Source organism: Deinococcus betulae (assembly GCF_020166395.1).
GTDB lineage: Bacteria > Deinococcota > Deinococci > Deinococcales > Deinococcaceae > Deinococcus > Deinococcus betulae.
Genome location: NZ_JAIQXU010000003.1, coordinates 51,477 through 76,161, shown reverse-complemented (window position 1 = coordinate 76,161; position 24,685 = coordinate 51,477). Strand labels below are relative to the sequence as shown.

At 66.4% G+C, this 24,685-nt stretch carries 23 protein-coding genes; 7 read left to right on the top strand and 16 right to left on the bottom strand.

Annotated elements, in window-relative coordinates:
- Nucleotides 1–71: 71 nt before the first annotated feature.
- A complete protein-coding gene (locus tag K7W42_RS03835) occupies nucleotides 72–2,528 on the top strand; it encodes a phenylalanine--tRNA ligase subunit beta (RefSeq protein ID WP_224572441.1) in 2,457 nt (818 codons plus the stop codon).
- Nucleotides 2,529–2,558: 30 nt separating this feature from the next.
- On the opposite strand, the gene K7W42_RS03830 is transcribed toward K7W42_RS03835, so the two are convergent.
- Complete coding sequence (locus K7W42_RS03830) at nucleotides 2,559–3,548, bottom strand: NUDIX domain-containing protein (protein WP_224572440.1); 990 nt, start codon at nucleotides 3,546–3,548, stop codon at nucleotides 2,559–2,561.
- Between the two features lie 29 nt (nucleotides 3,549–3,577).
- On the opposite strand from K7W42_RS03830, the gene K7W42_RS03825 reads away from it, so the two are divergent.
- A complete protein-coding gene (locus K7W42_RS03825; protein ID WP_224572439.1) occupies nucleotides 3,578–4,804 on the top strand; it encodes a lipid-A-disaccharide synthase-related protein in 1,227 nt (408 codons plus the stop codon).
- A gap of 400 nt (nucleotides 4,805–5,204) precedes the next feature.
- Here the strand turns inward: K7W42_RS03825 and K7W42_RS03820 are convergent, their stop codons facing one another.
- The 3 genes from K7W42_RS03820 to K7W42_RS03810 form a co-directional block, all read right to left on the bottom strand.
- Nucleotides 5,205–5,906 (bottom strand): creatininase family protein, encoded by a 702-nt coding sequence (locus tag K7W42_RS03820; protein WP_224572438.1) that lies wholly within the window; start codon nucleotides 5,904–5,906, stop codon nucleotides 5,205–5,207.
- An 83-nt stretch (nucleotides 5,907–5,989) separates the two neighbouring features.
- The gene (locus K7W42_RS03815) at nucleotides 5,990–7,207 is read right to left on the bottom strand and encodes a hypothetical protein (RefSeq protein WP_224572437.1); all 1,218 of its coding nucleotides are present in this window, start codon (nucleotides 7,205–7,207) and stop codon (nucleotides 5,990–5,992) included.
- Between the two features lie 32 nt (nucleotides 7,208–7,239).
- A complete protein-coding gene (locus K7W42_RS03810) occupies nucleotides 7,240–7,710 on the bottom strand; it encodes an NUDIX domain-containing protein (RefSeq protein ID WP_224572436.1) in 471 nt (156 codons plus the stop codon).
- Nucleotides 7,711–7,750: 40 nt separating this feature from the next.
- Between K7W42_RS03810 and K7W42_RS03805 the strand changes: the two genes are divergently transcribed.
- Nucleotides 7,751–9,004 (top strand): aminotransferase class V-fold PLP-dependent enzyme, encoded by a 1,254-nt coding sequence (locus K7W42_RS03805; RefSeq protein ID WP_224572435.1) that lies wholly within the window; start codon nucleotides 7,751–7,753, stop codon nucleotides 9,002–9,004.
- Nucleotides 9,005–9,035: 31 nt separating this feature from the next.
- On the opposite strand, the gene K7W42_RS03800 is transcribed toward K7W42_RS03805, so the two are convergent.
- From K7W42_RS03800 to K7W42_RS03760, 9 genes are all read right to left on the bottom strand, one after another.
- Nucleotides 9,036–9,800, bottom strand: a complete 765-nt coding sequence (locus K7W42_RS03800) for a TM2 domain-containing protein (protein ID WP_224572434.1) — start codon at nucleotides 9,798–9,800, stop codon at nucleotides 9,036–9,038.
- Nucleotides 9,801–9,803: 3 nt separating this feature from the next.
- A complete protein-coding gene (locus tag K7W42_RS03795) occupies nucleotides 9,804–10,628 on the bottom strand; it encodes a class I SAM-dependent methyltransferase (RefSeq protein WP_224572433.1) in 825 nt (274 codons plus the stop codon).
- The gene (locus K7W42_RS03790) at nucleotides 10,625–11,626 is read right to left on the bottom strand and encodes an AAA family ATPase (RefSeq protein WP_224572643.1); all 1,002 of its coding nucleotides are present in this window, start codon (nucleotides 11,624–11,626) and stop codon (nucleotides 10,625–10,627) included. Before K7W42_RS03790 ends, K7W42_RS03795 begins: the two co-directional genes overlap by 4 nt.
- 1 nt (nucleotide 11,627) lies before the next feature.
- Complete coding sequence (locus K7W42_RS03785; protein ID WP_224572431.1) at nucleotides 11,628–12,218, bottom strand: nicotinamide mononucleotide transporter family protein; 591 nt, start codon at nucleotides 12,216–12,218, stop codon at nucleotides 11,628–11,630.
- 93 nt (nucleotides 12,219–12,311) lie between these two features.
- On the bottom strand, nucleotides 12,312–12,905 hold the full coding sequence (locus tag K7W42_RS03780) for a hypothetical protein (protein ID WP_224572429.1): 594 nt from the start codon (nucleotides 12,903–12,905) through the stop codon (nucleotides 12,312–12,314).
- A gap of 36 nt (nucleotides 12,906–12,941) precedes the next feature.
- A complete protein-coding gene (locus K7W42_RS03775; protein ID WP_224572427.1) occupies nucleotides 12,942–13,415 on the bottom strand; it encodes a hypothetical protein in 474 nt (157 codons plus the stop codon).
- The gene (locus K7W42_RS03770) at nucleotides 13,412–14,014 is read right to left on the bottom strand and encodes a hypothetical protein (RefSeq protein ID WP_224572425.1); all 603 of its coding nucleotides are present in this window, start codon (nucleotides 14,012–14,014) and stop codon (nucleotides 13,412–13,414) included. The genes K7W42_RS03775 and K7W42_RS03770 overlap by 4 nt, the downstream gene beginning before the upstream one ends.
- Entirely contained in the window at nucleotides 14,015–14,734 is a 720-nt protein-coding gene (locus K7W42_RS03765) for a TIR domain-containing protein (protein ID WP_224572423.1), read from the bottom strand.
- Nucleotides 14,731–16,116, bottom strand: coding sequence for a nicotinate phosphoribosyltransferase (locus K7W42_RS03760; RefSeq protein WP_224572420.1), 1,386 nt, complete (start codon nucleotides 16,114–16,116; stop codon nucleotides 14,731–14,733). Before K7W42_RS03760 ends, K7W42_RS03765 begins: the two co-directional genes overlap by 4 nt.
- 204 nt (nucleotides 16,117–16,320) lie before the next feature.
- Between K7W42_RS03760 and K7W42_RS03755 the strand changes: the two genes are divergently transcribed.
- Complete coding sequence (locus K7W42_RS03755; protein WP_224572418.1) at nucleotides 16,321–18,840, top strand: G8 domain-containing protein; 2,520 nt, start codon at nucleotides 16,321–16,323, stop codon at nucleotides 18,838–18,840.
- 206 nt (nucleotides 18,841–19,046) lie between these two features.
- Nucleotides 19,047–19,676, top strand: coding sequence for a hypothetical protein (locus K7W42_RS03750; protein WP_224572416.1), 630 nt, complete (start codon nucleotides 19,047–19,049; stop codon nucleotides 19,674–19,676).
- Nucleotides 19,677–19,680: 4 nt separating this feature from the next.
- Here the strand turns inward: K7W42_RS03750 and K7W42_RS03745 are convergent, their stop codons facing one another.
- Together K7W42_RS03745 and K7W42_RS03740 are read right to left on the bottom strand one after the other, a co-directional pair.
- Nucleotides 19,681–20,526: an SDR family oxidoreductase gene (locus K7W42_RS03745; RefSeq protein WP_224572414.1), complete on the bottom strand. Its 846-nt coding sequence runs from the start codon at nucleotides 20,524–20,526 to the stop codon at nucleotides 19,681–19,683.
- Between the two features lie 35 nt (nucleotides 20,527–20,561).
- Nucleotides 20,562–21,338 carry an enoyl-CoA hydratase-related protein gene (locus K7W42_RS03740; protein WP_224572412.1) on the bottom strand — a complete coding sequence of 259 codons (777 nt, stop codon included), beginning with the start codon at nucleotides 21,336–21,338 and terminating at the stop codon, nucleotides 20,562–20,564.
- A 171-nt stretch (nucleotides 21,339–21,509) separates the two neighbouring features.
- On the opposite strand from K7W42_RS03740, the gene K7W42_RS03735 reads away from it, so the two are divergent.
- Nucleotides 21,510–23,117, top strand: coding sequence for a sensor histidine kinase (locus tag K7W42_RS03735; RefSeq protein WP_224572410.1), 1,608 nt, complete (start codon nucleotides 21,510–21,512; stop codon nucleotides 23,115–23,117).
- Nucleotides 23,114–23,548 carry a response regulator gene (locus tag K7W42_RS03730; protein ID WP_224572408.1) on the top strand — a complete coding sequence of 145 codons (435 nt, stop codon included), beginning with the start codon at nucleotides 23,114–23,116 and terminating at the stop codon, nucleotides 23,546–23,548. The genes K7W42_RS03735 and K7W42_RS03730 overlap by 4 nt, the downstream gene beginning before the upstream one ends.
- 462 nt (nucleotides 23,549–24,010) lie before the next feature.
- Here K7W42_RS03730 and K7W42_RS03725 read toward each other — a convergent pair whose 3' ends face one another.
- Nucleotides 24,011–24,604, bottom strand: coding sequence for a hypothetical protein (locus tag K7W42_RS03725; protein ID WP_224572406.1), 594 nt, complete (start codon nucleotides 24,602–24,604; stop codon nucleotides 24,011–24,013).
- Between the last annotated feature and the right edge of the window lie 81 nt (nucleotides 24,605–24,685).

The window sequence follows — 24,685 nt, the reverse complement described above, 5'->3', positions numbered from 1 at the left end:
CCCGCCGCCCTTCTCCCTCCCCCTTCAGGGGGGAGGGCCGGGGTGGGGGCAATCCCACCGAGGTCCCCTCTATGAACATCCCCTACTCCTGGCTCAAAGAACTTGTTCCCGCCCTGCCGCCCCTGACTGAACTGGAACCTGTGTTTGCCCAACTGGGCCTACCCCTAGAAGGCATCGAAGACGTGCCCGCGCCGCCCGAAGGCGTACTGCTGGTGACCGTCACAGCCGCTGAGCCGATAGAAGGCACCCAGCTGACCAGGCTCACCCTGGACGCTGGCCCCCACGGCGAGCGCGTGATTGCCAGCGGCGCCCCTAACGCCGTGGGTTTGCCTGCGGGCACGGTGGTCGCTCTGGTCAGCCCTGGCACCACACTGGGCGGCATGACCTACGGCGTGCGCGCCCTGCAAGGCGTGGAGTCCTGGGGCATGGCCGCCAGCGCCAAGGAGCTGGGCGTGGGTGAAAGCAGCGCGGGCTTGATGCTGTTCCCGGTGGGCACGGCCAAGCCTGGCACGCCCATGCGCGACCTGTGGGCCGCCGATCAGGTGCTGGATGTGGAGGTCACCCCCAACCGCGCCGATGTGCTGAGCGCCCTGGGCCTAGCCCGCGACCTGGCCGCGTTCCTGAAGCTGGACCTGAACGAGCCACCTGCTGGCCCCGCTGCCAAGGGCGAAGGCGAGATTCGCGTGTTGCTGCCCGACAAAGGCCGCGTCATTGAGCGTGACCCGACCCGGAAACTGCGCTTCGGCTGCGACCATTTCGTGGCCCGGACGGTGAGCGGTCTGTGCAACGGCCCCGCGCCCCTGTGGATGCAGCGCCGCGTGACCCTCTCGGGGATGCGTGCCATTGACCTGATTGTGGATACCAGCAACTACGTGATGCTGGAATTGGGCCAGCCCACCGCGCTGTACGACCGCCGCGACGTGGCAGGCGACCAGATTCTCGTGGCGTTTGGCCGCCGCCAGGGCGAGACCGTGCGCGACCTGATGGGCCACGAGCAAACTGTAGGACCCGAGGACCTGCTCATTCTGGACGGCCAGGAACGCCCCATTTCCACGGTGGCTGAAGCCTTTGAGAACGCCGGCCAGCCGCAGCCCGGTCAGGGCGTGCTGGGTATCGCGGGCATCATGGGGGGCGACCACGGCCATGTGCGTGCCGATACCACCGACGTCGTCGTCGAGGTGGCGCACTTTGACCCGGTGCTGCTGCGCCGCACGAGCACCCGCCTGGGCCTGAAAACCGACGCCGTCTACCGCTATGAACGCGGGGTAGACCCCCTGCTACCGCCCCGCGCCGCTGCCCGCTTGGTGGGCCTGCTGGGCGAGGCCGGCGGCACCGTCCACCCCGGCGCCACGGTGGTGGGCCAGCCAGAGGTGCCGAACCGGATTGAGGCCACGGGCACCCAGATTCGCGCCCTGCTGGGCATGGATGTGGTCACTGCTGAAATGCGGGACATCCTGACTCGCCTGGGCTGCGCGGTCGAGGGGGAGGGCGACCAGCTCAGTGTGGTGCCGCCGTCGTGGCGCATTGACATGGCCATCTGGCAGGACCTAGCCGAGGAGGTGGCCCGGCTGCACGGCTACGCCCACTTGCCCGAACAGCTGCCCACCCTGCGCGTCCACGAAAGCAATGTGGGGGCAGAGCGGGAAGGGGTGGCCCGCGCAGGGCTGCGCCGCACGCTGGCCGGACTGGGGTTTCAGGAGGTCGTGACCTACACCTTCACCAGCGACGAGGAAGCTGAGAAGGCCCGCGCCGAGCAGCCCGGTGTGCGCCTGCGCAACCCCCTGACCGCCGACCGCACCGGCATGCGCACCGCGCTGTATCCCAGCCTGCTGAAGGCGGCGGCCATGCAGACCGGCGGCGAGCGCACGCTACTGTTCGAAATCGGCCGCATTTTCCCGGCCAGCGGCGAAACCGAGCGCCTGGGGCTGCTGATGCGCGGCCCTCTGGCCGCCAAAACCCATGAAGCCGGGGTAGCCGGCGATTTCCGCGCCTTCCGCGGCCTGGTCGAAAGCCTGGCGGGCACGCTGGGCGCAGGGCTGGAGGTGCGGCAACTGCGCGGCGCAGCAGTGCCGCCGGCCCTCCATCCCGGCATTGCCGGCGAGGTCGTGTGGAACGGGCAGTCCGTGGGCTGGCTGGGTGCCCTGCATCCAGAAATCGCGCAGGCGTTCGGCCTGAAAGGCGAGACCTTCGTGCTGGAAGCCGCCCTGCCGCTGCCGGGGCGCGAGTGGGCCTTCCGCGACCCCAGCCGCGCCCCGGCGGCGTGGCGTGACCTGGCGGTCATTGCGCCGCAGGCCGTCAGCTACGGCGAGGTGGCGGCGGCGCTGCGGCAGGAGGGCGGTCCCCTGCTGCAACAGGTTGAGCCCTTTGACGTGTTTGTGGGCGAGCAGATTGGCGCAGGCAACCGCTCGGTGGCGGTGCGCCTGACTTATCAGGGCGAGCGGACCCTGACCGAAGAGGAGATTGACGGCGTGTTCCAGCGCCAGATTGCGGCCGTGAAGGCCCAGGGCTGGAGCATCCGCGAGCGGTAAAGGGATAAGCAGAGAAGAAGGCGAGGGGGGTCAGCTGTTTGGCTGGCCCCTCAGCTTTTTCCAGTCCCGCAAATTGGCCTGAATCAGCGCGCCGCTCAGGTCGGCGTCGTCCGGCAGCTCATCCGCACCGAACCAGCCCACCTCCAGCACCTCGCCGGACTGCGGAACTAAGGTGCCGGTCACGCTGTGAGCGCGGTACAGCACCGACACGTAGTCCACCACGTCGCCGTTCGGGTAGGTGAAGCGGTACTCAGGGCCGGCGAACATCTCCAGTGGGTCCAGGCGGGCGGCGGTCAGGCCCGTTTCTTCGAGCAGTTCCCGCGCCGCCGTTTCTGCGAAGCTCTCGCCGGGTTCCAGGCTGCCGCCGGGCAGGGTCCAGCGCCCGGTGTGCCCGCAGCGCAGCAGCAGAAGGCGCCCCGCTTCGTCCGTCACCAGCACATTGGCCCCAGGCGCAAACCAGGGCCGGTGGCCAATGACTTTTCGCAGGTCCAGCAGAAAGTTGCCGGGTGGCGGTGGGGGCGGCGTGGGGTGCAGTGGCAAAGGTGGTAGGCCCTCCCAGCCGCGCAACAGGTTCATAGACTGTTTGTTGGCGTTGTTGCTCAGCGCTGGCAGGTCGTCCAGAGCGAACCAGCGCAGCTCCAGGGTTTCGCCGCTGTCGTCGGGCTGGGCGCCCTTCAGGGCCTCGGCCGGGAGGGTGCCGTGCGCCCGCATGCCCACGATGTAAAGCTCGTCGCCGTGGGGGTAGCGGTGGTACAGCTCAGGGCCACTTTGCAGGCCGCCCGGCAGGGGCAAGAGGCGCAAAGTGGGGCAGGTCAGGCCCGTTTCTTCCAGAAGTTCGCGCCGCGCGCCGGTCAGAAAATCCTCGCCTGGTTCCAGGGCGCCGCCGGGTTCGCTCCAGAGGCCGTCGTCGCCCCGGCGCTGCAGCAGCACGCGCCCGCTTTCGTCCTGAAGCAGCACGCCTACCGCCGCGCCAATCAGCGGGCGCGTGCCCCAGACCCGCCGCAGTTCCATGAGACTCATGGCCGCCACCCTACGCTAGCCTACGGGGCGTGGCGAGCACTTTTCGGCGAACAGACGCGACCCTTCTGGTGTCCAATGGGTACGCCGAGGACCTGATCGGGGCCGGGCTGGCGTGTGAACTGGCGCGGGCCGGGCGCGGGCCGGTGCTGGCCCTCCCGCTGGTCGGGTCGGGCACGGCGTATGCGGGGACTGCCGAGCTTCAGGGCCCCCATCTGGCGCTGCCTTCGGGCGGCTTTCCCTTTGGCAGCCTGGCAAACCTGCGCGCGGATGTGCAGGCGGGCCTGCTGACCGTCTCGCTGCGGCAGTGGGCGGCGGCGCGGCGGTTGGGGGGGCAGGTGGCGCGGGTGGTTGTGGTGGGCGACACCTACGCGCTGGCGGTGGGCACCCTGGCCGCGCGGGTGGTGGCGCGGCCAGCTGGTCGGGCAGCTGGCCCCCGCCTGCCACTGACGCACCTTCAGCCGCTGGTGTCGTCGTTCTACGCGCAGGGCATGACCCCGGCGGCCCACCTGCGTGAACTGAACGCCCTGGGCGCCAACCTCTTTATGCCCTGGGAGGTGGCCCTGGCCCGTCGGGCGCGGCGGGTGTACACGCGGGACCAGCCCTCGGCCGTTCACCTGGCCCGGCGCGGCGTGAATGCCGCGTACCGGGGCGGCTTTGCGATGGATGTGCTGCCCGAGCCCGAACGCGACCTGGGGCCGCTGCTGGACGGGCGGCCGGTGCTGGCCCTGCTCCCCGGCCAGCGCGGAGACGCGGCGTTTTCCCTGCCGGTCATGCTGGAGGCCGCCGCGCAGCTCCCCGCCTGGCAGGCCGCTGTGGCCTTTGCCCGCCCATTCGCCGAATTGCCGCCGCTGCCCGGCTGGACAGCTGGCCAGGTGGATGAGGCGACCCTGTGGCTGCGGCGCGGCGAGACGCGAGTGCTGGTGCTGCGCGGCGCTTTTTCGGCGGTGCTGCACCGGGCTGCCCTGGCCCTGGGAACAGCCGGCACAGCCAACGAACAGGCGGCTGGGCTGGGCCTCCCCGTCGTGGGCTTCCCCACGCCAGGGCCGCAGTACGTGGCGGGGTTTGCCGCGCGGCAGACGCGCCTGCTGGGTCAGGCCCTGACCGTTACCGCGCCCACGGCGCAGGCGGTTGCCGCTGCGGTCCAGAGCCTCGGCACTGACCCGACCCGGTTCCAGGCGGCGCAAGCGGACGGCCGCGCTCGGATTGGTCGGCCAGGTGCACTGGCCGCTGTGGCTGCCGAGTTAGACGAGAACTAAGGCTGGGCCGAGACGAACTCTGGTTCCTAAAAGATGAAGAGGGCAGCTGGGCAAGAGTGAGATGTGGCGCTCAAGAGCCTGGTCTTCTCTATATGGGAGATCGGTGCGGCGGCCTAAGATGCTCTCTGCCACAGGAGGCGGCCCTAGAGTCGCCGGGCCTCGGCTTGTCTTGTTGACTTGCGAATCGACCCATACGGACGCCGCTTGAAGTGTTGACCAAAACGATTCAAGACCGGTTACGCAGCGGAGTGAGAAGAAGAAAAGCGGGTTCCAGGCGTGGAGCTTGCGAACTGGTGTTCTCCCGATTTGTTAACGAAACAGAGAGAAGCCATGTGGGCTGCGCTCTTGCCGGAATTCAGAGGTTGCGCTGGCTCTAGATCAGATCAGCCCCACATGGTCTTTAGGCCCAGCCGGTCTCCAGCAGCGCCCGCGTTTCAGCCACCGCTTCTTGCCAGATCCGGAGCATCTCGCGGTCGGGGCGGCGGTGCAGGCCGCCGAAATTGCCGTCGCCCAGCAGGGCCCGGACCCCGGCGGGAGGCAGCTGCCGCAGCGCATTCAGATCCACCATCGGCTTGCGCTCTTCGGGGGCGCTGACGCCTTCCAGCCGGGTCCAGGGAAAACTTTCCATCCAGCTCGCGTGGCTGGCCAGTTCGTCGGTGGCCTGCACCGCTGCCCAGGTGCGCGGCGCGTTCCACCAGTTGTGCCACTGCACCCGCGCGTCCGGGTGCCGGGCCAGCCACTCGCCCAGCCAACCCTGGCCCGGCGCGTTGCCCCCGTGGCCGTTGACCACCAGAATGCGCCGGAAGCCCTGGGCGTGCAGCCCACGGAGCAGGTCGTCCAACAGGGCCAGATAGGTGTTGACGCTCACACTCAGGGTGCCGGGGTAAGCCGTAAAAGTCGGTGTAATGCCGTAGGGCAGCGTCGGAAAGACAGGAACGCCCAGGCCCTCGGCGGCCTCGCGGGCCACCCGCCCAGCCAGCAGGGTGTCGGTGGCCAGGCTCAGGGTGGCGTGCTGCTCGGTGCAGCCCAGCGGCAGCACGCAGCGGTCATCGCGCCTCAGTGCCGCCTCAACCATGTCCCAGTTCATGTCCTGAATGCGCATGGGTCACGTTACCGCAGCCTTCAGGCCGCTATGAAGACGGCCCCACCAGCTAAGCGCGGGTGGGGCCAGAGTCGGGTGGAGAATCAATACGGCAGGAACAGCGTGCCCAGCCCGTCCAGGGCGCCGGGTAGGTCGGTTTCGACCAACTTGCCGTCTTGGACGTACTTCACCTTCACCTGATCGCCGGGCTGGAGGTTGGTGTCGGCGCCGTCGGCCAGCGGCCCGAAAGCGGTCAGCAGGCTGCGGCCGTTAAAGCTCAGGCGACCATTGACCGTGCCGCCCACCTTGGCCAGGGGGTTCTGGGCATTCAGGGCGTCGGCGCTGAATTCCAGGTTGCTCAGGTCGCGCAGGTACAGGGCCAGGTCCAGCTTGTGACTGGGGACTTCGGCGCTGGCGGTCAGGTCGGCGCGGGTGGGGCGGAAGGCGAAGGTGGCGGGCGTGCAGCGGTTAACGGTCGTGCCGCGCACGTCCAGTTTGGCGCTCAGGCTGGCCTTCTGCTTGGTGGTGGTGTACAGGGCGTCGCCGCTGAGACTGATATTGGCGTCGGTCCAGGCGTAGTTCAGCTTCAGGGCAGCGGGACTGTTCACGGCGCGGCCGGCCCAGGCGTTAAAGCTCAGAGCGGTGGGCCCCAGGGCCGACAGGCACTCGCCCGGCGTCATGGTGAAGGTGGCGCCAGCGGCGGCCTGGGTGCCTCGGGTCAGCGTGGCGCTGGCGTTGGTGGGCAGTTCCTGCTCGGCGGGGCTCCACTGGCCGGTGCTGGGGTTGTAGGCCATGCCGGCTGGAACAAACACGGTGGCGGCGCCGCCCACTTTCCACTTCACGTCTACGCGCAGGTTCTGTGCTTCAAAGATGATGACGTAGCCGTCCGCAGGGGTGCTCTGGTAGGTCGAGCGGCCCGTCCGGTCCACGGTTGTCGTGCCGGTGGGGAGCGTCTGCTTCAGCGTCGTCACGCCCTGCACCTGCAGCTGACCACGGGCGTGGGCGGCAAAATTCTGAACCAAGCTGCGGCCCAGTTGGGTGGGCTGCTTCAAGTCTAGGGGCATGGCGCTGCCGGGACCAAAGACGGCCAGCAGGGCTTTCAGGTCAGGATCTATGTCGGGGTTGTTGGGGTCCAGCAGGGCGTTCAGCTGCTTGGCGGCGCTCTCGACGGTGCCGGGAATCTGCTGCACCTCCAGCGCCTGCCCCACCACGGGGGCGACAGGTTCAACCGTGGCCGGGTCAATGGGCGTCGGCACAGGCTGAGGGCGGCAGGCGGCCAGCAGCAGGCTAAAGACGGTCAGGACAGCGAGGGTGCGTTTCATCAGCAGCAGCTTAAGGAATCTTCATCTCTCTGTCATGCAAAGTTGACCAGCGGCCCCAGTCCAGCGCGCGCCCGCAGCAGATTCATGCTCGCCACGTTCACCGCGCCGCTCAGGGCCGGCAGGTCGTCCAGGGCGAACCAGCGCAGCTCCAGCGTTTCGCCGCTGTCGTCAGGCGCGGCATCCTCCACTGCGGCCGCCGGGAGAATCCCCCAGGCGCGCAGGCCCACCATGAACACGGTCTGCCCACTGGGGTAGTCGTGCCGGAAGCTGGGGCCGTCCACCAGGCCGTCCGGCAGCGGCAGGAGGGTCAGGCCAGGGCAGCTCAGGCCGGTTTCCTCGTGCAGTTCCCGGTGGGCCGCCGCTAGAAAGGTTTCGCCGGGGTTCAGGCGCCCGCCCGGTGTGCCCCAGCGGCCGTCGTCGCCCCGGCGCTGAAGCAGCACCCGGCCTGCCTCGTCTTGCAGCAGCACACTCACGCCAACCGACAATCCAGGTGGGTCGGACATGGGGCGTACCTTATCCCGCCGCGCGGCGTAGCGTGGGCGCATGACCGACGCCCGCGCCCCCGAACCAGCCGACTGGAGCTACGAAACCGCCGCCGTGCAAAGCGCCATTCCGCGCGGCCTGGGGCAGACCATCGGCTTTCCCATTCACGCGGCGGCGGCCTTTCAATTCGACACGCTGGAACAGGCCCAGGCCGAATTTGGGCAGAACACGGGTCTCAGTTACGCGCGCCTGCAAAACCCCACGGTGCGCGCCCTCGAAGAGCGCCTGACCACCCTGGAAGGCGGGGCCGCCACCGTCACGGTTGCCAGTGGGCAGGCGGCCACCCTCACCGCCATTCTCAGCGTGTGCCGCGCAGGGGATCATGTGGTGTCGGCGTCCAGTCTGTTTGGCGGCAGCACGGGCCTCCTGAGCAACATCCTGCCCCTGATGGGTATCTCGGCCACGCTGACCAAGAACACCCCGGCAGCCATCCGCGCGGCCCTACGGCCGGAGACCCGCCTGGTCTGGGCCGAGATGATCAGCAACCCGGCGGGCGACATTGCGGACATTGCAGCTTTTGCCGATATTGCCCACGAGCACGGCGCCCTGCTGGCGATTGACAACACCTGCGGAGGCGTGGGCTTTCTGTGCCGGCCGCTGGAGCACGGCGCAGACATCGTGACGCAGTCGCTGACCAAGTGGGCCGGCGGGCACGGCAGCGTCCTGGGCGGCGCCGTGACGGTGGGGACCAGGCATGACCTGACCCGCAACCCCATCTTCACCGAGGGCGGCGAGGCCAGCATCCTGAACGTGCGCGGCGACGCGGCCCTGGCCTGGCGCCAGCGCTGGCTGGGCGCACACCAGCTGGGCATGACCCTGGCGCCGCACTCGGCTTTCCTGATCGCCCAGGGCCTGGAAACCCTGCCACTGCGCCTGACGCGCGAGAGCGAGACGGCGTTGGCGCTGGCCCGCTGGCTGTCAGAGCATCCGAAGGTGGGCAAAGTGAGCTACCCAGGGTTGCCGGATCACCCGCACCACGCCTTGGCCCAGACCTATCTGCGGGGCGGGCAAGGGGCAGTGCTGACCTTTGAGGTGCCGGACCCCTCGGCCTTCCTGTCGCGTGTGGGGGTCCTGCGGATCGCCCCCAATCTGGGTGACGTGCGTACCCTGGTGGTGCACCCCTGGACCACCACCCACGGGCGTGTCCCCGAAGCGGCCCGGTACGCAGCGGGCGTCACGCCCCTGACCATCCGCATGAGCGTGGGCGTGGAGGCGCTGGCCGATTTACAGGCGGACATCGAGCAGGCACTGTAAACGGTTGACAGTCACTGGCAAAGGTAAAGCATTACAGCCAGGCTTTGCCGCCCAGCAGGTAGTCGCGCTGGAACTCACTGTCACTCTTGGTCAGGTAGATGATGCCTTCCACCAGGCCCAGCAGACCCAGGGCGCTGCTGACCAGTGCGGCCAGGGGAATGGTGAGCAGCAGGCCGGCCCCCAGCGTCAGCACGCCCAGCAGCAGGGCCACAATCCACACGCCCACATTGACGCCCAGCGTCAGCAGGCCCGGTGTGGTCTGCCCCAGGAAGAACTTGTGCACGCCCAGGCTGCCTAGAAAGATGGCCAGCAAGCCCGCAATCATCTTCTTCTGAGACACGTCGCTGGACAGCGGCCCCGCGCCGAAGGAGGGGGCCATCTGGCGCGAGGGGTCGCCAAAGGCGTCAAAGGGGCGGGGGCTGGCAGCCGGGGCCGTCGGCGGTCCCTGCGGAACGGTCGGATTGCGCGCGCCGCCAGTGGCGCGGGTGACCCAGTCGTCGTTGGTGGGGGCGCCACTGGCCGGGTCATACGGCGCGGCAGGCGGCTGGGACGACGGCGGCAGCGGCGCCGTGGGCGAGGCCGCCAATTCATCCACCCAGGAGGGTGCGGGGGCGGCGGGCTGAGGGGCCGCCGGCTTCTCTAACCAGGCCGGTGCCGGTGCGCTCTGGCGAGGCCCCTCAGAAATCCGCAGATCGGTGGGGGCACCGGCCTGGCTGGAGGAGTTCAGCACGTCATCCACCCAGGACGGCGCCGTATCGGGGGCCGGGGCAGGCGTCTTGTCGTCAGGGTTGGTCATGCTTCACAGTACGCGACACTTTGCCCCTGCGTTGCGTCCCCCGGAAGATGCATGTCCCGTGCCGACGATGAGGGGCAGCGGGACTGTCAGCGGCCCAGCGGCAAATAGAGGCGTGAGCGTGGCACGGTGCTGAGTGTCCAGTGCCAGGCGTGCTTCTGGTGGCAGGTCGCGCATCGGCAGTCCTTCCAGCCCCGCGCGAATGTCGGCCAGCCGGGCGCTGGGGTCCGGCAGGGTGTAGGGATGTGGGGTCAGATCGGCCCGAGTGTCGGTCAGCCCAGCTTCTTGCAGCACGCCGGTCAGGGCTTCAGGCGTGGGCAGGCGGCCCAGAGGCGGCGCTCCCGGCTTGAGGCCCACAGCGGCCAACTCGGCCCGCCATAGGCCTGGCAACTCGCCCAGCAGGCCCCGCCCAAACACCGAAACCACCAGTCGGCCGCCGGGCCGCAGCACCCGTCCCCACTCCCGCACGGCCCCGGCCATGTCCGGCATGAAAAACAGGCCAGCGGCGCAGATCACGGTGTCGAAGGTTGCAGCTAGAAAGGGCAGGGCTGCGGCGTCGGCCTGCATGAACGTGGCCCCTGGAACCCGCCTCCGCGCGACCTCCAGCATCCCCGCCGAGAGGTCGGTGCCCACCAGCGGCCCGTCATGCTGGCCCAGTGCGGCCAAAACCGTGCCCGTGCCGGTCATCACGTCCAGCACGGCCTCGTCGGGGCGGACCTGCGCTGCCGTGGCCGTCAACCGCGCCGCCAGCGTCAGAAATCCCACCTCGTCGTAGGTGGAGGCCAGGGCGTCAAATTGCCGGGCGTTGGCGGCCTCGCGCTCGCCGCTCATGCGCTGGCGTCCAGCACCGCGCGCACCCCGGCCACCCGCTCGGCCACAGTGCCGCGCAGCAGCGTGTACGGCACCCCGCGTGTGCCCAGGTCCTGCCGGATAAAGGCCTGCTGTACTGCCCGCACTTCGGTGTTGGCGCGCCAGCCGTCCTGTTCGTGTGGAAGGTCGGTGTCGCACAGGAACGTGTGGGTATACCGCGCGGCGCAGTCGGCGGCCAGGGCGTGGAGTTCGGGGCGCGCGGTGCCGGTCAGCAGATACGACCACATCAGGGTGGTGGCGGCGTCCGTGTCGCAAAAGACCCAGCGGTGGACGCCCGGCGTGCGGGCCGCCTCGTCTTCAAGAGCCCGGTGGCCCCACGCGATTTCTAAAAAATGCTCGGGCGACAGGGCGCCCTGCTCGCGTTCGTACACGTCGCGGCCGTACTCGCGCACCCACGCCGTGCCGTAGGCTTCGCCCAGGACGCGCGTCAGGGTGCTTTTGCCGGTGCTTTCGGCGCCCAGGATGACCACCCGCCGCACAAAGTGGGCGTAGACGCTGGGGTCCAGCATCGCTCGGCCCGCGTGAACATCGGCCCGCAGCGCCGTGCCACTGACCGCAAAGGCCGCGCGCGGCAGGTCCACGCAGACGTGCGCCGCCCCCAACCCGGCCGCCAGCGCGTCGCCGTAGTGTTCGGAGGTGAACACGGCGTCCGGCTGAATGCCCCAGCCTTCCAGCACGCCCCGCACGTAGGTCTGATGCACCGCGTCGGGTTCGTCGTTCAGGGGCGGGTTGGGGGCGTCCGGCAGCAAGGTGAGGTGCGGAAACAGCCGCGCCGGGTACAGCTCGCGCAGCCAGTTCCGGCGCAGCGGCGTGGGCATGTCGGGAAAGTCTGGGCGGGAATAGACCCACACGCTGACCTGCTCGCACTGCGCCAGGGCCGTGTCCAGCAGCCACAGGTGGCCCCGGTGCAGGGGGGCAAACTTCCCAATAACCAGTCCGTGCTGAAAGCGGTGTGGCACGTCAGGCAAAGGCCACCTCCCGCGCGTCGTCGCGCCGCCACTGCCGCCAGCCGTACATGCTCATGGCCGCCAGCACGAACTGCAGCCCGAACAGCACCCAGTAGTCCAGATGCCAGAAGTACACCGCTTGCACGGCGTTGACGGCTACCCAGACTGGCCACGACCACGACCAGCGGCGCGTGGTGCCAAAGTTGGCGACCAGGGCCAACGTGACGGCCGCAAACTGCACCCAGTTCCAGGCCGCGCTGAAATCGGTTGCGGCGACGGTGTAGGCAAAAATCAGCAGGCTGGCGGCCCAGGTCACGCCGTACCAGCCGCGCTCGTTGAACTGAATCTCGCCGCGTGCCCGGCGCGTTTCCAGGTGCCACAGGTACAGCCCGTGCAGGCCAAACAGCAGGTATGTCACCTGCAAGCCCGCAAACATCCACTGCTTGCCGGACAGAAACAACAGGAAGTAAGGCAGCAGGGACGCATTGCTCCAGTGCCAGTAGGTGCTGCTCTTGGCCCACAGGTAGTACAGGCTGACCAGCACGCACAGGCCGCCAGCCAGGTCGAGGGCGAGAGCTGGAATGGTCAGGCCGAACAGGGTCATGGGGTCTCCTTTTAGGAATTCTGTCGGTCATGCGGGGAACTCAGCACAGCGTCGCGCCCATACTCCACGCCTGGAACCCGCCGCGCGCCTTGGTCAGGTGTCGATGCGCAAGGTGGCGACCCCCGCCCAGAACCCGCCAGGCAGTTGCGCCAGATCCAGCAGCAGGATGGCCACGTAGCCGGCGGTCAGCTGCACCAAGCGGCGGTCTGAAGAGTTATTGAAGAGGTCGGCTGCCGCGTGAATGGCCTCTATCTCCTCGGGTTCGTAGTAATCCTCCACATCCTCGTCCTGTTCGTGGACCGCTAACTTCTCGGCCGCGCGAAAAGACGACTCATCAATGTCCACGACCGCCTGGCCTTCGGGCAGAGCAAGGAGCCCCAGCCAGTTGGGGGCTTGCTCGGCCAGCGCTGCTGGCGAAAAGGCGTGGGGCAGCACAAACGGCACATATGGCGTGTCCGTGTCGCTGGATTCGTAGACCTGCGCGCTGCTCAGGATGTCCGCGAGGTGGTGGGCAAAAGCCAGGGCTTCTGTCAGGGCCGCCGAATCCGGTGGGGTTTCCCCTGGCAGCAGGTAGACCCCGTCGGCGGTGAGCTGGCCGGTGATGGCGACAGGCGCCTCGGCCTGGCCTTCGATGAACGCCGTCAGGCGGTTGAGTTGCAGGGCTTTGTTGAGGTCGGATGCAGTCATAGGGGACTCCGTGGGACGCCTGTGCAGGGGCCATATCTAAAAGTGGATGGGCAGATGCGTATCTGGATTGATCGGTTCCGTGTACCCTGCGCCGGCGTAGTGGGCCAGTACGCGAATGGGCCCTGCGATAGCGGCATTGAAGCGGTCCAATTCCTCGGCAGGCACCCAGAGTTCCTGATGCTGCGCCTGCGCGCCGACCACCTGAATCTCGTACCGGGTCGCCTCTTCGGCGCGCACGTCAAAGGCCGTCACGAAGCCGACGGGCGGGTCATTGCGTTTGGCATTCCAATCGCGGGCGATCTCCTCGGCGTAGTCAAAATTCAGCACTGGATAGAAGATCGGTTGGTCCGGCGGGCGCGGCGGCCAGGCTCGCCAGCCGCTCTGCGCCACCAAGCGCAGCTCTTGCAGGCCCGTGGGGCGGTAGAGCGTGACGAGTTCGCCGACCGCCGGCCAGGGCACGGTGCGCTCGGCGTTGCTGGGGAAGAGGGTGTCCAGCCAGTTGGAGGTCATTGCTCTGCTCCTTGCAGGCGTATCAGCAGGGCGACCTGCCTCGCCAACGCGGTCAGCCGCCAGACCGGCACATTCGCTGCTGATTCGTTTGCCCAGGCGTAGGGCTCTCGCCGCTGCTCTGTTCGCATCAGTAGGCCCAGTTGCCCCAGCCCTAGCAGAGCGGCCTCGAACTCCTGCCGCGAAAATCCGGGGGCAGAGGCGCCTTCCACGGGGAGGGCATCGGCGTAAGGATCAATCGGGTCAAGCCGGTCAAAGACAGCCGCTAGGGCGTGAAATTCCCGCATAGACAGCGCCTCAACGATGCGCAGGGTCTGGACTTTATCTGGTGTGGGCGGCGGAAAGGCCAGCGCGCACCCGGCCAGCGCCCGCGCAATCAGCCCCAGCTTGTCGTCGGATTCAGCGATTTCGGCCGCGCGGAGAGCTTGGGCAATGTTGGCTTGAAAAGCGGGGGAGGAAAGGTAGGTTTCATCCAGTAGGCCAGATGCTAAACCACTTCCGTAAATACCAATATGCCTGGCTAATTTTTCAGTTAGATTTGCGGTATCAGATGCTGTGGACAAGACATCTAATACTCTGGTAATTAAGTGTATGGACGACATTTATAGATGACTGAGTTCGCGTGTTAGGCCGCCAAGCGCTGCCGCAACTCCATCCTTTGGAAAAGGGATATAAACTATCCCCTGAATATTGGTTGGAATATTTACGCCGCTCTCGTGCAATATACATATCCTATCTGGACCATACTTGCCCTGAAAATATCCTATTTCATGCATAACGTTCTCGCGTGCGCGGATCTGCTCTTCCTCAACTCTATCGTCGCCTGTCATTACTATAACTGCATAACCGCAATTATCTGATTCGTCAATGAGTTTCTGAAAAATAGTTCTCCCCCTATTTGCCTCTTGGGCTAGTTCGAGGGTTGGTATTCTGAGAGTTCTTTCGATGAACTCTTGAACTTCTCTCCATGCGCCATCGCGTCCATGGGAGATAAAAACCCTCCGAGGCTTGGGTGAAAGCTTGGAGCCTTGTGAGTTATTTTCACTCCAAAGCGATAAAAGGATACCTATTTCATCTGCGATTGCCTGAACATCGTCGGAATAATAGTACTGCTCTTCTGTTCCCACATCGTAAGTCTCAGGGATGTGCTTAGAGGACAGCATCCCCTTGGGCGGATCTATCTCCGAAATCAAATCGTCTTTGATACTAAAGTAAGACTCTATAAATCGACTAACTAGTCGGGCTGACGTTCCAGCTGAAGGAGCTACATTGCTGGCTATTGCACTCTTCAATGCAGCGGCGGCATTAATGACTGAACTCACGCTCGCCCCCGCACATCATCCAGCGTATCTCTTACCAACAATTCCCCATCGCGGTACACCGTCCGCATCAGGCTGCCCGGAAAGTCGGTGTCAAAGGTTTTGTAGGCCTTCGTGACCATGCGTTCGCCTTCCAGCACCAGGTCCAGCACGCCGTCCTTACTGCGCTTGCCGGGGTCGGTCACCGGGTCTTTGTAGATGCCCCGATACGCTCCGTCAATCAGGCCGGCGCTGGCCTTGTACGCGAATTTCTGCGTGTCGCGGTCCACCTTTTGCAGCAGCGCCCCGCCCATGCCAAAGGCCACGTTTTCAGCGCTGTAGCCGTCAATTTCCAGGTTGCCCAGAATCTGCCGGATGGTGCCTTCGTCTATGCCGTCGCCCTGAATGACGCGTACGTGGTTCAGGACCTTATAGCCCTTGCTGTTGGTGGTGGTGCCGTACTTGGCGGCCAGGGCATTCACGGCCAGGCGAACCATCGCGGCCGGTTCGCCGCTGTCGGGGCGCACGACCAGGGTGCCGCCCGACTGGATGACTTGCTCTTTCAAGGTTTCGCCCCAGTGCACGTTGATGGCGTGTTTCAGGTCATAGCTGTCGCTGACCACGGCGTAAACGCCACCGGGTTTGCCAAAGCGCGTCACCATATTGCGGTAGGCGTCCACCTCGTGTTCCTTGCCCCAGCTGGTAATGGTGCTGTGTTCGGCCGCCGGAATGGAATACCCGGCAATGTCGGCGCTGTAGTGGTTGCGGGCCACGCGCAGGGCTTCCAGAGTATCGCTGCCCAGGAAGTTAATCAGGTGGGCCAGACCGCCCAGGCCGGCGCTCTCGCGGCTGGACACGCCCCGGCTGCCGAAGTCGTGCAGTTTAAAGGGCAGCTCCTCGGCGGCGCGGTCACTCGTGTTCTCCAGCGCCACCCGAATAATTTCGCGGATGTGGTAGCTCTGGGTCGCCACGGTGGTTGGATACCAAACCCGCATCAGCATGGTCTCGAACCAGCCCACCAGCCAGGGCAATTCGGGGTCGGTGTTGGTGACGCTCATCAGGACGTTGTGAATGGGGACCAGCGTGCCCTCGGGGACGGCACGCACTTCCAGCGGCAGCCGCCCACCGTGCATGTTCACCACGCGCATCCAACCTTCGTAAGGAAAGGGTTCGCCATGCGCTTCAATGAGGGCGCGGGCCTCTTCAACCATCTCGGCGGTAACACGGCGCGTCAGGTAGCGGTCGAGAATGTACTGCAGCCCAAAAAAGCGTGTTACGGGGTAGCGGCCGCCCCGCGATTCCAGATAGGAGAACAGCCGGGTGGTGCCCTGCGGGTACTGCAGGAAGTGGCTGCTTTTGTAGCTGTCGGTGTCGAGGATCAGGTTGTCGTCGCTGAGTGGAATCATGGGAGTGCCTCCTCGGGCGAAACTTCTTATGACTCATAATTAAAAAGTTAACTATGAAAACTATGAGATATAGAAAATCTATCCTGCTGAGTTTGGGAGATTTCGGCTCTGGAGCTAAACCGTGTGCTGTACGGTGCTAAAGGTTACACTTGCCCTGCGAAGTCCTTCACGGCGGCTGACTGACCGCTCATTTACACTCTCTTTATGCTCAAGCACCGCTGGCCTCTGGCCCTCACGTTGTCTGCGTTGCTCATTGGCTGTGGACAGTCGGCTGGCGGAGAGCCGGCGCCGACCAGCCCGGCCGCCCCTGCCACGCCCACCTCTCCGGCTGTTCCGAGTCCTTCGCCTGCGCCGGCCCCCACCCAGTCAGGCAGCGCCTGGAGCGACCCGGCGACCTGGGGCGGGGCGGTACCAGCAGCCGGCGCCACTGTGACCCTTCCGGCGGGCAAGCGCGTGATTCTGGACGTCTCGCCTCCAGCGCTGGCTGGCCTGACTATCCCTACAGGCAGCGCCCTGGACTTCGCCGAGAAAGACCTGACCCTGCAAAGCGAATGGATCATGGTGCACGGCGAACTGCGGGTGGGCCGCGAAGACCAGCCGTTTGCCCACCACGCCGAGATTTTGCTGACCAACACGGTGCCTGGCGAGGACATCATGGGGATGGGCGACCGCGCGCTGGGCGTGATGGACGGCACGCTGGAATTGCACGGCCAGCCGCGCCTGCCCTGGACTCGCCTGGCCGCGACAGCCAAGGCGGGCAGCAGCACCCTGACCCTGGACCGCGCCCCGGATTGGAAGGGCGGCGACAGCCTGACCCTGGCCAGCACTGACTTCAATCCCGGTCAGACCGAACAGGTGACGGTGCAGCGCGTCTCGGGGACGACCGTGACGCTGGGTGCGCCGCTGAAGTACACCCATTGGGGCGAGGCCATCACGGTGGCCGGCCGCGCCGTCAACGAGCGGGCCGAGGTGGGCCTCTTGAGCCGCAACATCGTCGTAGGAGCCACCGAGGACGCCGTGCAAAGCCGCGTGGGCGCCCACGTCATGGTCATGGGGAAAAGCATCGCGCGCCTGGAAGGCACCGAGTTCGTGCGGGTGGGGCAGCTGAACACCCTGCGGCGTTACCCCGTGCACTTTCACCAGCTGGGCAGCGCGCCGGCCTCTTACCTGCGCGGCAACAGCCTGCACACCAGCTTCAACCGCTGCGTGGTGGTGCACGGCACCAGTGACCTGCGCGTGCAGGACAACGTGACCTACGACACGCTGGGCCACTGCATTTTCTTGGAAGACGGCGACGAAACCGGCACCCTGATCCAGGGCAATCTGGTCACGCGTGTCAAGGCGCCCGACAGCAAGCAGGGCCAGAACCCGCTGCTGGAGAGCGACAAGCGCCCGTCCGGCTTCTGGATTGCCAACCCGGCCAACACGGTCAAGAACAACGTGGCGGCGGGCGTGGACGGCACGGGCTTCTGGTACGGACTGGCCGAGCATCCCACCGGCTTAGCGGCGAGCAAGACCAACCTCTGGCCCCGGCGCACGCCGCTGGGCGAATTCAGTGGCAATGTGGCCCACAGCGGAGACCGTGGCCTGAATGTGGACAACGGCCCAGCGGCCGACGGCAGCGCCACCGAGACTGCGTATTACGACCCCGTGACGACCCCCGCTGACCCCAAAAGCGCCGCCGTGCCCGCCATCTTCAGCGACTTTACGGCCTACAAACAGCGCGACCACGGCGTCTGGCTGCGCGGGGAAAACCACACGCTGCTGAACGCTGTCCTGGCCGACAACGCCGTGGGCGCCACCTTTGCCTCGAATCTCTCGGTGTTTAAGGGGGGCCTGCTGGTGGGCGAGACCCCCAACGTGGGCCAGCCTGAAAGCTGGGAAGCCAAGGGCGAGGGGGGCCGCAGCTTGCCCCGGCCCTGGGACGCTGCGTTTCCGGTGCGCGGGTTTCAGTTCTACGACGGTCAGGTCAGCATTCAGGACGCGGCCATTGCGGCGTTTGCGCCCAGCAGCGTGCGTCAGGCCAGCGGGGTGGGCTACCAGACGAAAAATGCCTTTCCCCTCAACCCAGCCAATCAGGCACGCGGGCTGACCTGGCTGGACGGCAGCCAGCGCGTGTACCTGCCCGCCGCGCAGGCCGATAAGGACGGCGATAAGTCGGCCACCTTCGTGGACAGCGACGGCAGCGTGACGGGCACAGCGGGCCTGAGCGTCACGGGCAGCGCCCTGCTGGCCGGCGCCCCAGATTGCCAGGTGCGCGCCGCCTGGAATGCCAGCGTCTGCGCCGGCACCTACGCCCGCCTGTGGCTGCAGGACGTCAAGGGCGGCAAGCCTGGCCCCGTGACGGTGGCCGGGCCCCACGGGCAGGTCAGCCTGACGGGCACGCCGGGCAACTTCACCACCGTGAGCACCACCGCGCGCCTGGGGCAGACCTACACCGTGACCCCAACAAACACCAGCGCCCAGTGGCGACTGGGCTTCAGTGGGCGCCAGCCGGGCGACACACTGCGCCTGTCGCTGCCCGCCGCCGCCGAGCCGGTGCTGTACCGCGACTGGTGGGTGGACAACCGCAACCGGCTGAAAAAGGTGGCCCTGGCCAACCTGGCGGCGACCACGGGCGACAGCTACGCCTACGAGGGCGGCACCCTGTACCTGAAACTGGTCGTGCAGAAGGACAAGGATTACGCCGTGTTGGACGTATGTGCGGCAGACCTGTGTAAGTGAGGTGAGGTCGTCAGCACGATGACCCGCTTATCCACATTCAGCACCGTCTGATCAGAACTTAGGCGAAAGAGCGGCTGTTCCCAATGAACATGGCCGCAGACGGTCAGAGACACGGGGCATTCTCGAAGAGCGGCGGTCAGCGCCGCCCAGCCTCGTTGTCCGGCTCCCCCCTGTGGCGCTTGATGCAGGATAAGGAGGTCGGGTGAGTGAGCCAGCACCAGTTCGGCGGCAGCCAGATAGTCCTCCTCGGAACGCCGCGCGGTCTTGGTTGGGTCGCCCACCACACCGCCGATCCCCGCGATCCGCAGGCCGCCCAGAGCGATTTCTTCTACGTCCAGCAGCCAGGCGTTGGGCAGGTCATGAACGTCCTGGCTGTACTGGTCATGATTGCCCTGAACGCCGGCCACCCAGGCGCAGGCCGACGCAAACGCAGACCAAACTGGCCAGACATCGCCAGAGGCACCGCGCTGGTCAGCGCCAGGGGCCGAGTAAAGGTCACCGGCCAGAACAGCTCCGGTGCGGGCCAGTGGTGGGAGGAGCCCCTGAGACATCAGCGTTTGAAGTTCGTTCCTCAGGACTACGCCAAGCAGCTGGGAAGCGCCGGCCCAGTCCCGCACCACGCCTTGAAGGTCACTGGTCAGGACGAGAACGTCCACCCCATCAGGCAAGGTGTCTACAACCCCACGCAGAAACGGCAGCTGCTGCGTCTCGGTTCCACCCCTTTTCCCCGCATTGAGGAATCGCAGGCGGTGAAATGGACGTTCTTCAAGGTGCAGCAGCCTCATGTGCCCATGCTGCCCCGAGTGGCCAGGCTGGGCATCGGCGCTCTGGCGTAAGTCTTTACGCTTCTTGCTTCGGCAGGGCCAGACCCATCGCCTGATACATCTGGTACTGCGGAGCGCCGCCCAGCATGTTCTGGCCGCCGTCCACCGGCAGAATCACGCCGGTGACGTAGCTGGCGGCGTCCGACACCAGAAACAGGGCAGCATTGGCGATGTCCTGCGGCACCCCAAAGCGGCCCAGCGGGACAGTGCCCATAAACTGCCGGCGCGTCTTCTCGTCGGGGGCCAGGCGGGCCATACCCTCGGTGCCGTCAATAGGGCCAGGGATAATCGCGTTCACGCGAATGCCGCGCAGGCCCCACTCCACGGCCAGCGTGCGCGTCAGGGCGTCCACACCGGCTTTGGCCGCCACCACATGCGCCTGCATGGGGATGGGCACGCCGTAAGCACTGATGCTCAGGACGTTGCCGCCGGGCGTTTTGAGGTGGGGCGCGGCTGCCTTAATCGTGTTGTAAGTGCCCAGCAGGTCAATGTCCACCACCGTTTTAAAGCCGTTGGGGCTGATGCCGTCCACAGGGGCAGGAAAGTTGCCGGCGGCCCCGGCCAGCACGATGTCAAGCTCACCAAACTCGGTGATCGCCTGCGCGGCCGCCGCCTGAAGCGCCGCAAAATCGCGCACGTCGGCACTGACACCCAACGCGCGCCCGCCGGCGGCCACGATGCCCTGGGCCGCCGTCTGGGCTTTGTCGAGGTTGCGCCCCAGGAGCGTTACGGCGCAGCCATGCGCGGCGAAGGTCTGGGCGATGCCGAGGTTAATGCCGCTGCCGCCGCCGGTAATCAGCGCGTGCTTGCCCGCCAGCAGGTCAGGACGAAAGGTCGAGGAAAGGGGGGAATTCTGGGTCATAAGGCTCCTTGCAAGAGGTTGAAAGGTCAGAGAGTTTACGGGTTCGGCTTTTCCTGCTGCGTCCCCCTCACATCCCGGTTCAGCGCGTTCATCAGCCCTTCGGCGGTCATGTGCTGGGCGTTCCAGGCCACGGCCGCGTGGAGGCTCTCCGTGTGGGACAGGCCGTCTTGCAGCGTCCGTTTGGTCCCTTCCAGGGCCCTGGGGGGTGAGGTAGCCAGATAAGCTGCCAGTTCTTCGGCGCGGGCAAACAGGGCGTCAGGGGTGGGGAGGACCTCGGTCACCAGGCCCCAGCGCTCGGCAGTAGCGGCGTCGATGGGCAGTCCGGTCAGGGCCAGGTGGGCGGCGCGGCCCTGCCCCACCAGGTGGGGCAGGCGCTGCAGGCCGCCCAGATCGGCGGTGATGCCCAGGCGCACTTCCGGCAATGAAAAGCGCGCGTCGGCGCTGCACAGGCGCAGGTCGCAGGCGGCCATCAGTTCCAGCCCAGCCCCAATGCACCAGCCGTGGACGGCCGCCACCACTGGGATGGGTAGCGCGGCGAAGGCTTCTACGGCTGCGTGCATCTCGGCCACAACGAGGTGAAAGGCCGCCGGGTTACCCAGGGCTGGGCCGATCACTGGCGCGGTAGCCTTCACATCTAGTCCCACGCTGAACAGGTCCTGGCCGCGCACGACCAGCGCACGGGCGCCGTTCAGGTCGGCCAGTGCTCTGGGCACGGCGCGCCAGAAGGCTGGCCCCAGGCTGCCCTTTTTACTGGTTATGGTCAGGGTGGCCACCTCGCCCCTGCGGGTGAGCTGCACGCTCTCGTCGGTCATGGGCCTCACTGTACCCTGCTTTCCTGAACCCGGTTCAAAAAAGGTGGAGGGTTCTGGGCCGGCTTGGTGCAGAGGAACCCGGCCGAGCCAGCGGGCTGTCGGTGGGCGGCCTTTAAGGAGAGACAGTGACAGGACCCCGCGTTTCAAAACCGCTGCACTACAATGCACGCGATGTCGGCCCTTCCCCCTGGTTCTGCAGAGTTGCTGCCTGGCGCGGCGGCGCGGCCCCAGGCGCCGGCTGTTCCGCTGGGTCCTGGGCCAGCCGAGCCGCTGTGGTCATTTCTGCTGCGCCCGCTGGTGCTGCCGTTTGCGCTGCTGCTGGGGGTGGGCGGCGCTGTTGTGTACGGCGTCGAGCGCAACGATCAGGCGCTTAGAAGTGTGCTGGACGCCCAGGCCCGCACCCAGCTCATCAGCGACCTGACCCAGCAGGTGGCCGTGATGGAAAACGGGCAGCGCGGCTTTGTTATCACGGGTCAGGACGAGTTTCTGACGCCGTACCAGGAAGGGCAGGCGTCGTTTCAGGCGGCGGCCTACGCCCTGCAAGACCTGAGTGTCTCTGATGGACAGCGCACCAATCTGGCCAAGGTGCAGGCGCTGGTCGGCCGCTGGCAGCAGGAGGCCGCCCTGCCCGAGATGGACGCCCGGCGCGAGTCGCTGGACCGGGCGGCCGCGCGCGTCAGCAACGGTGTGGGCCGGGAGATTCTTAACGAGGCGCGCGATGTGCTGGTCCTGATGCAAAGCCGCGAGACCATTCGCCTGAGCGAGGCCACCCAGCAGAGTCAGACCACCCTCAGTGCGGTGCGCTGGATCAGCGTGGTGGGGCTGGCCCTGGGGCTGACCCTGCTGACGGTCACGGCCCTCCGCGTGGCCCGCACCGTCACCCGCACGCTGCGCGAGTTGAATGACGGCGCCCAGTCCATCGCCCGCGGCGAGTATGACCGCCGCCTGCCGCCTGCCCCGGTGCAAGAACTGTCGCTGCTGGGCTCGCAGTTCAACGCGATGGCTGAGGCCGTGCAGGACCGCGAGGATCAGTTGCGCCGCGCTGCCCACGCCCTGGAGCAGACCAACACCCAGCTGGAGCGCAGCAACCGCGAACTCGAACAGTTTGCCTATGTGGCTTCTCACGACCTGCAAGAGCCGCTGCGCACCATCGGCAGCTACACCGAACTGCTCGCCCGGCGCTACAGCGGCCAGCTGGACGAGCGAGCCGACCGCTACATTGCCTTTACCACGGCGGCCACCCAGCGCCTGAAGACCCTGATTCAGGACCTCCTGGCCTACTCGCGGGTGCGCCGCGCCGAGCGCACCTTCGCTCCAGTGGACACCGCGCGCCTGGCCGCGCAACTGGTGGAGGACATGCAGACCCAGATCGAGACCACTGGGGCCCGCGTGACCGTCGGCCCGCTGCCCACCCTGGAGACCAACCCCGAGCTGCTGCGCCACGCCCTGCAGAATCTGCTGGGCAACGCCCTGAAGTTCAGCGCTCCGGACCGGGCGCCCCAGGTTGGCCTCACGGCCACGGCGGAGCCCGAGCGCTGGGTCTTTCATGTGCAGGACAATGGCATCGGCATTGCGCCCGAATACCACGAACGGATTTTCGGCGTGTTTCAGCGCCTGCACGGCATGGACGAGTACGCGGGCAGCGGCATTGGCCTGGCCGTCACGCGCAGCGCCGCCGAGCAACTGGGCGGCGAGCTGTGGGTGGACAGCACGCCCGGTCAGGGCAGCACCTTCCACCTGGCCTTGCCCCTGATCCCACCCACCGGAGTTGTTCCATGACCCAGACTGCTGTTCACGTCCTGCTCGTCGAGGACAATCCCGCCGACGTCCTGCTGACTCAGGAAGCCTTTGAAGAGGCGCATTTTCCCCACCTGCTAAGTCACGCCCGCGACGGTGTGGCCGCCCTGGACTTGTTGCGTGGTCCTCAGGCCATTCGGCCAGACGTGATTTTGCTGGACCTGAATATGCCGCGTATGAACGGCCTGGAACTGCTCGACATTCTGAAAGAGGACGAGGGGCTGCGGGCCATTCCCGTGATTGTGCTGACCACCAGCCGCGCCGAGAGCGACATCTGGCGCAGCTACAACCTGCACGCCAACGCCTATATTCCCAAACCCGTCAGTATCGCTGAGTTCGTGGACGTGATTAAAACCCTGGGGAACTTCTGGTTTCAAAAGGTGTTGCTGCCCCATACGCCCAGCGAACCCTGAGCGGCTTAGACGGGCAGACCAGAGGCCAGGTGTCAACCCCATCAGAACAAGCAGAGTTGCCCTGAGTTGTCGGAGAAGGGCGCGTCGACTTTCGGCCACTAGTCGGCGGTCCTGCAGGCAGTGAATGTGATACGGATTCCGCTGAATTGCGACATAGCTGGACGGGCACCGTCCGCGCTTCCGTATCGCAGAATCCGCATCTATTCCTGCTTGCTCTGCTGCGCAGCTTTCCAAGTCCGCTCGGACTTCATCAAGCAGAATGCTCGATTCAATCGGAGTCGGTATGACGCCTTTGCACTCCGTCCGCGCTGACGTCTTGCTGGTCCGTGACCTTCAAGACGAGATAAGTGGGCAGCGCCGTCAGCTCTCGGCTGTTGTTGTCCGCTGCCAACCCAACGACCAGCCCCCAGCGGGCTGCAACCGCTGGGGGCTTTGGGAAGGTTCTGCTGAACCTACCGGGGTTTACATGTTGGCTGTAGTGTCCAGGCGGCGAGCGTTGCTGGTGCTGTCGTCCATGATCTGGCCCCCATGACGGCCAGCGGCGGCCACCACGGCGTCGTAAGGCACGCTGTCTTCCACGCCGACCACACGGCCGCCACCAGTGACGGTAGTGTTGATGTTGTCGTAATAGGTGTCGTCCACTTCGTAACGGTCACCGTAGTCGTTGTCAGCGGTGCGGCCGTCGTGGTTCTCGTCCACGCCCATTGCGCCGCCCGTGGCGCCTACGGCGGCGCCCACGCCAGAGCCCAGTGCGGCCATGCCCAGAATCACGGGGAGGGCCAGACCACCGGTGGCCACCACAGCGCCCGAGGCCAGAATGCCGGCGGCGGCGCCCACAGCCACGCCCACGCCCGTGCCTTTCACAGCGCCGGCGCCAGCGTCTTCAGCGCCCGCACTGGCGTCACCGACGTAGGTGTCGCTGGTGGTCGCGGTGGTGCCCGCCGTGCGGCGGTTATAGGTTGAGCGGCCCAGGGTCTGAGCCACGACGCCCTGGTTCTGCAGGTCGGCAATGAAAGCGTCGGCGGCGGCAACGGTCGGGAAGCTTACATGTTTCATGCCCTCAGTGTTCCTGGCCTGCCGCCCTTCTCTATGAGAACCCCCGCAATAGGCATTGGGGTGACCCTGAGGCCACCCTGA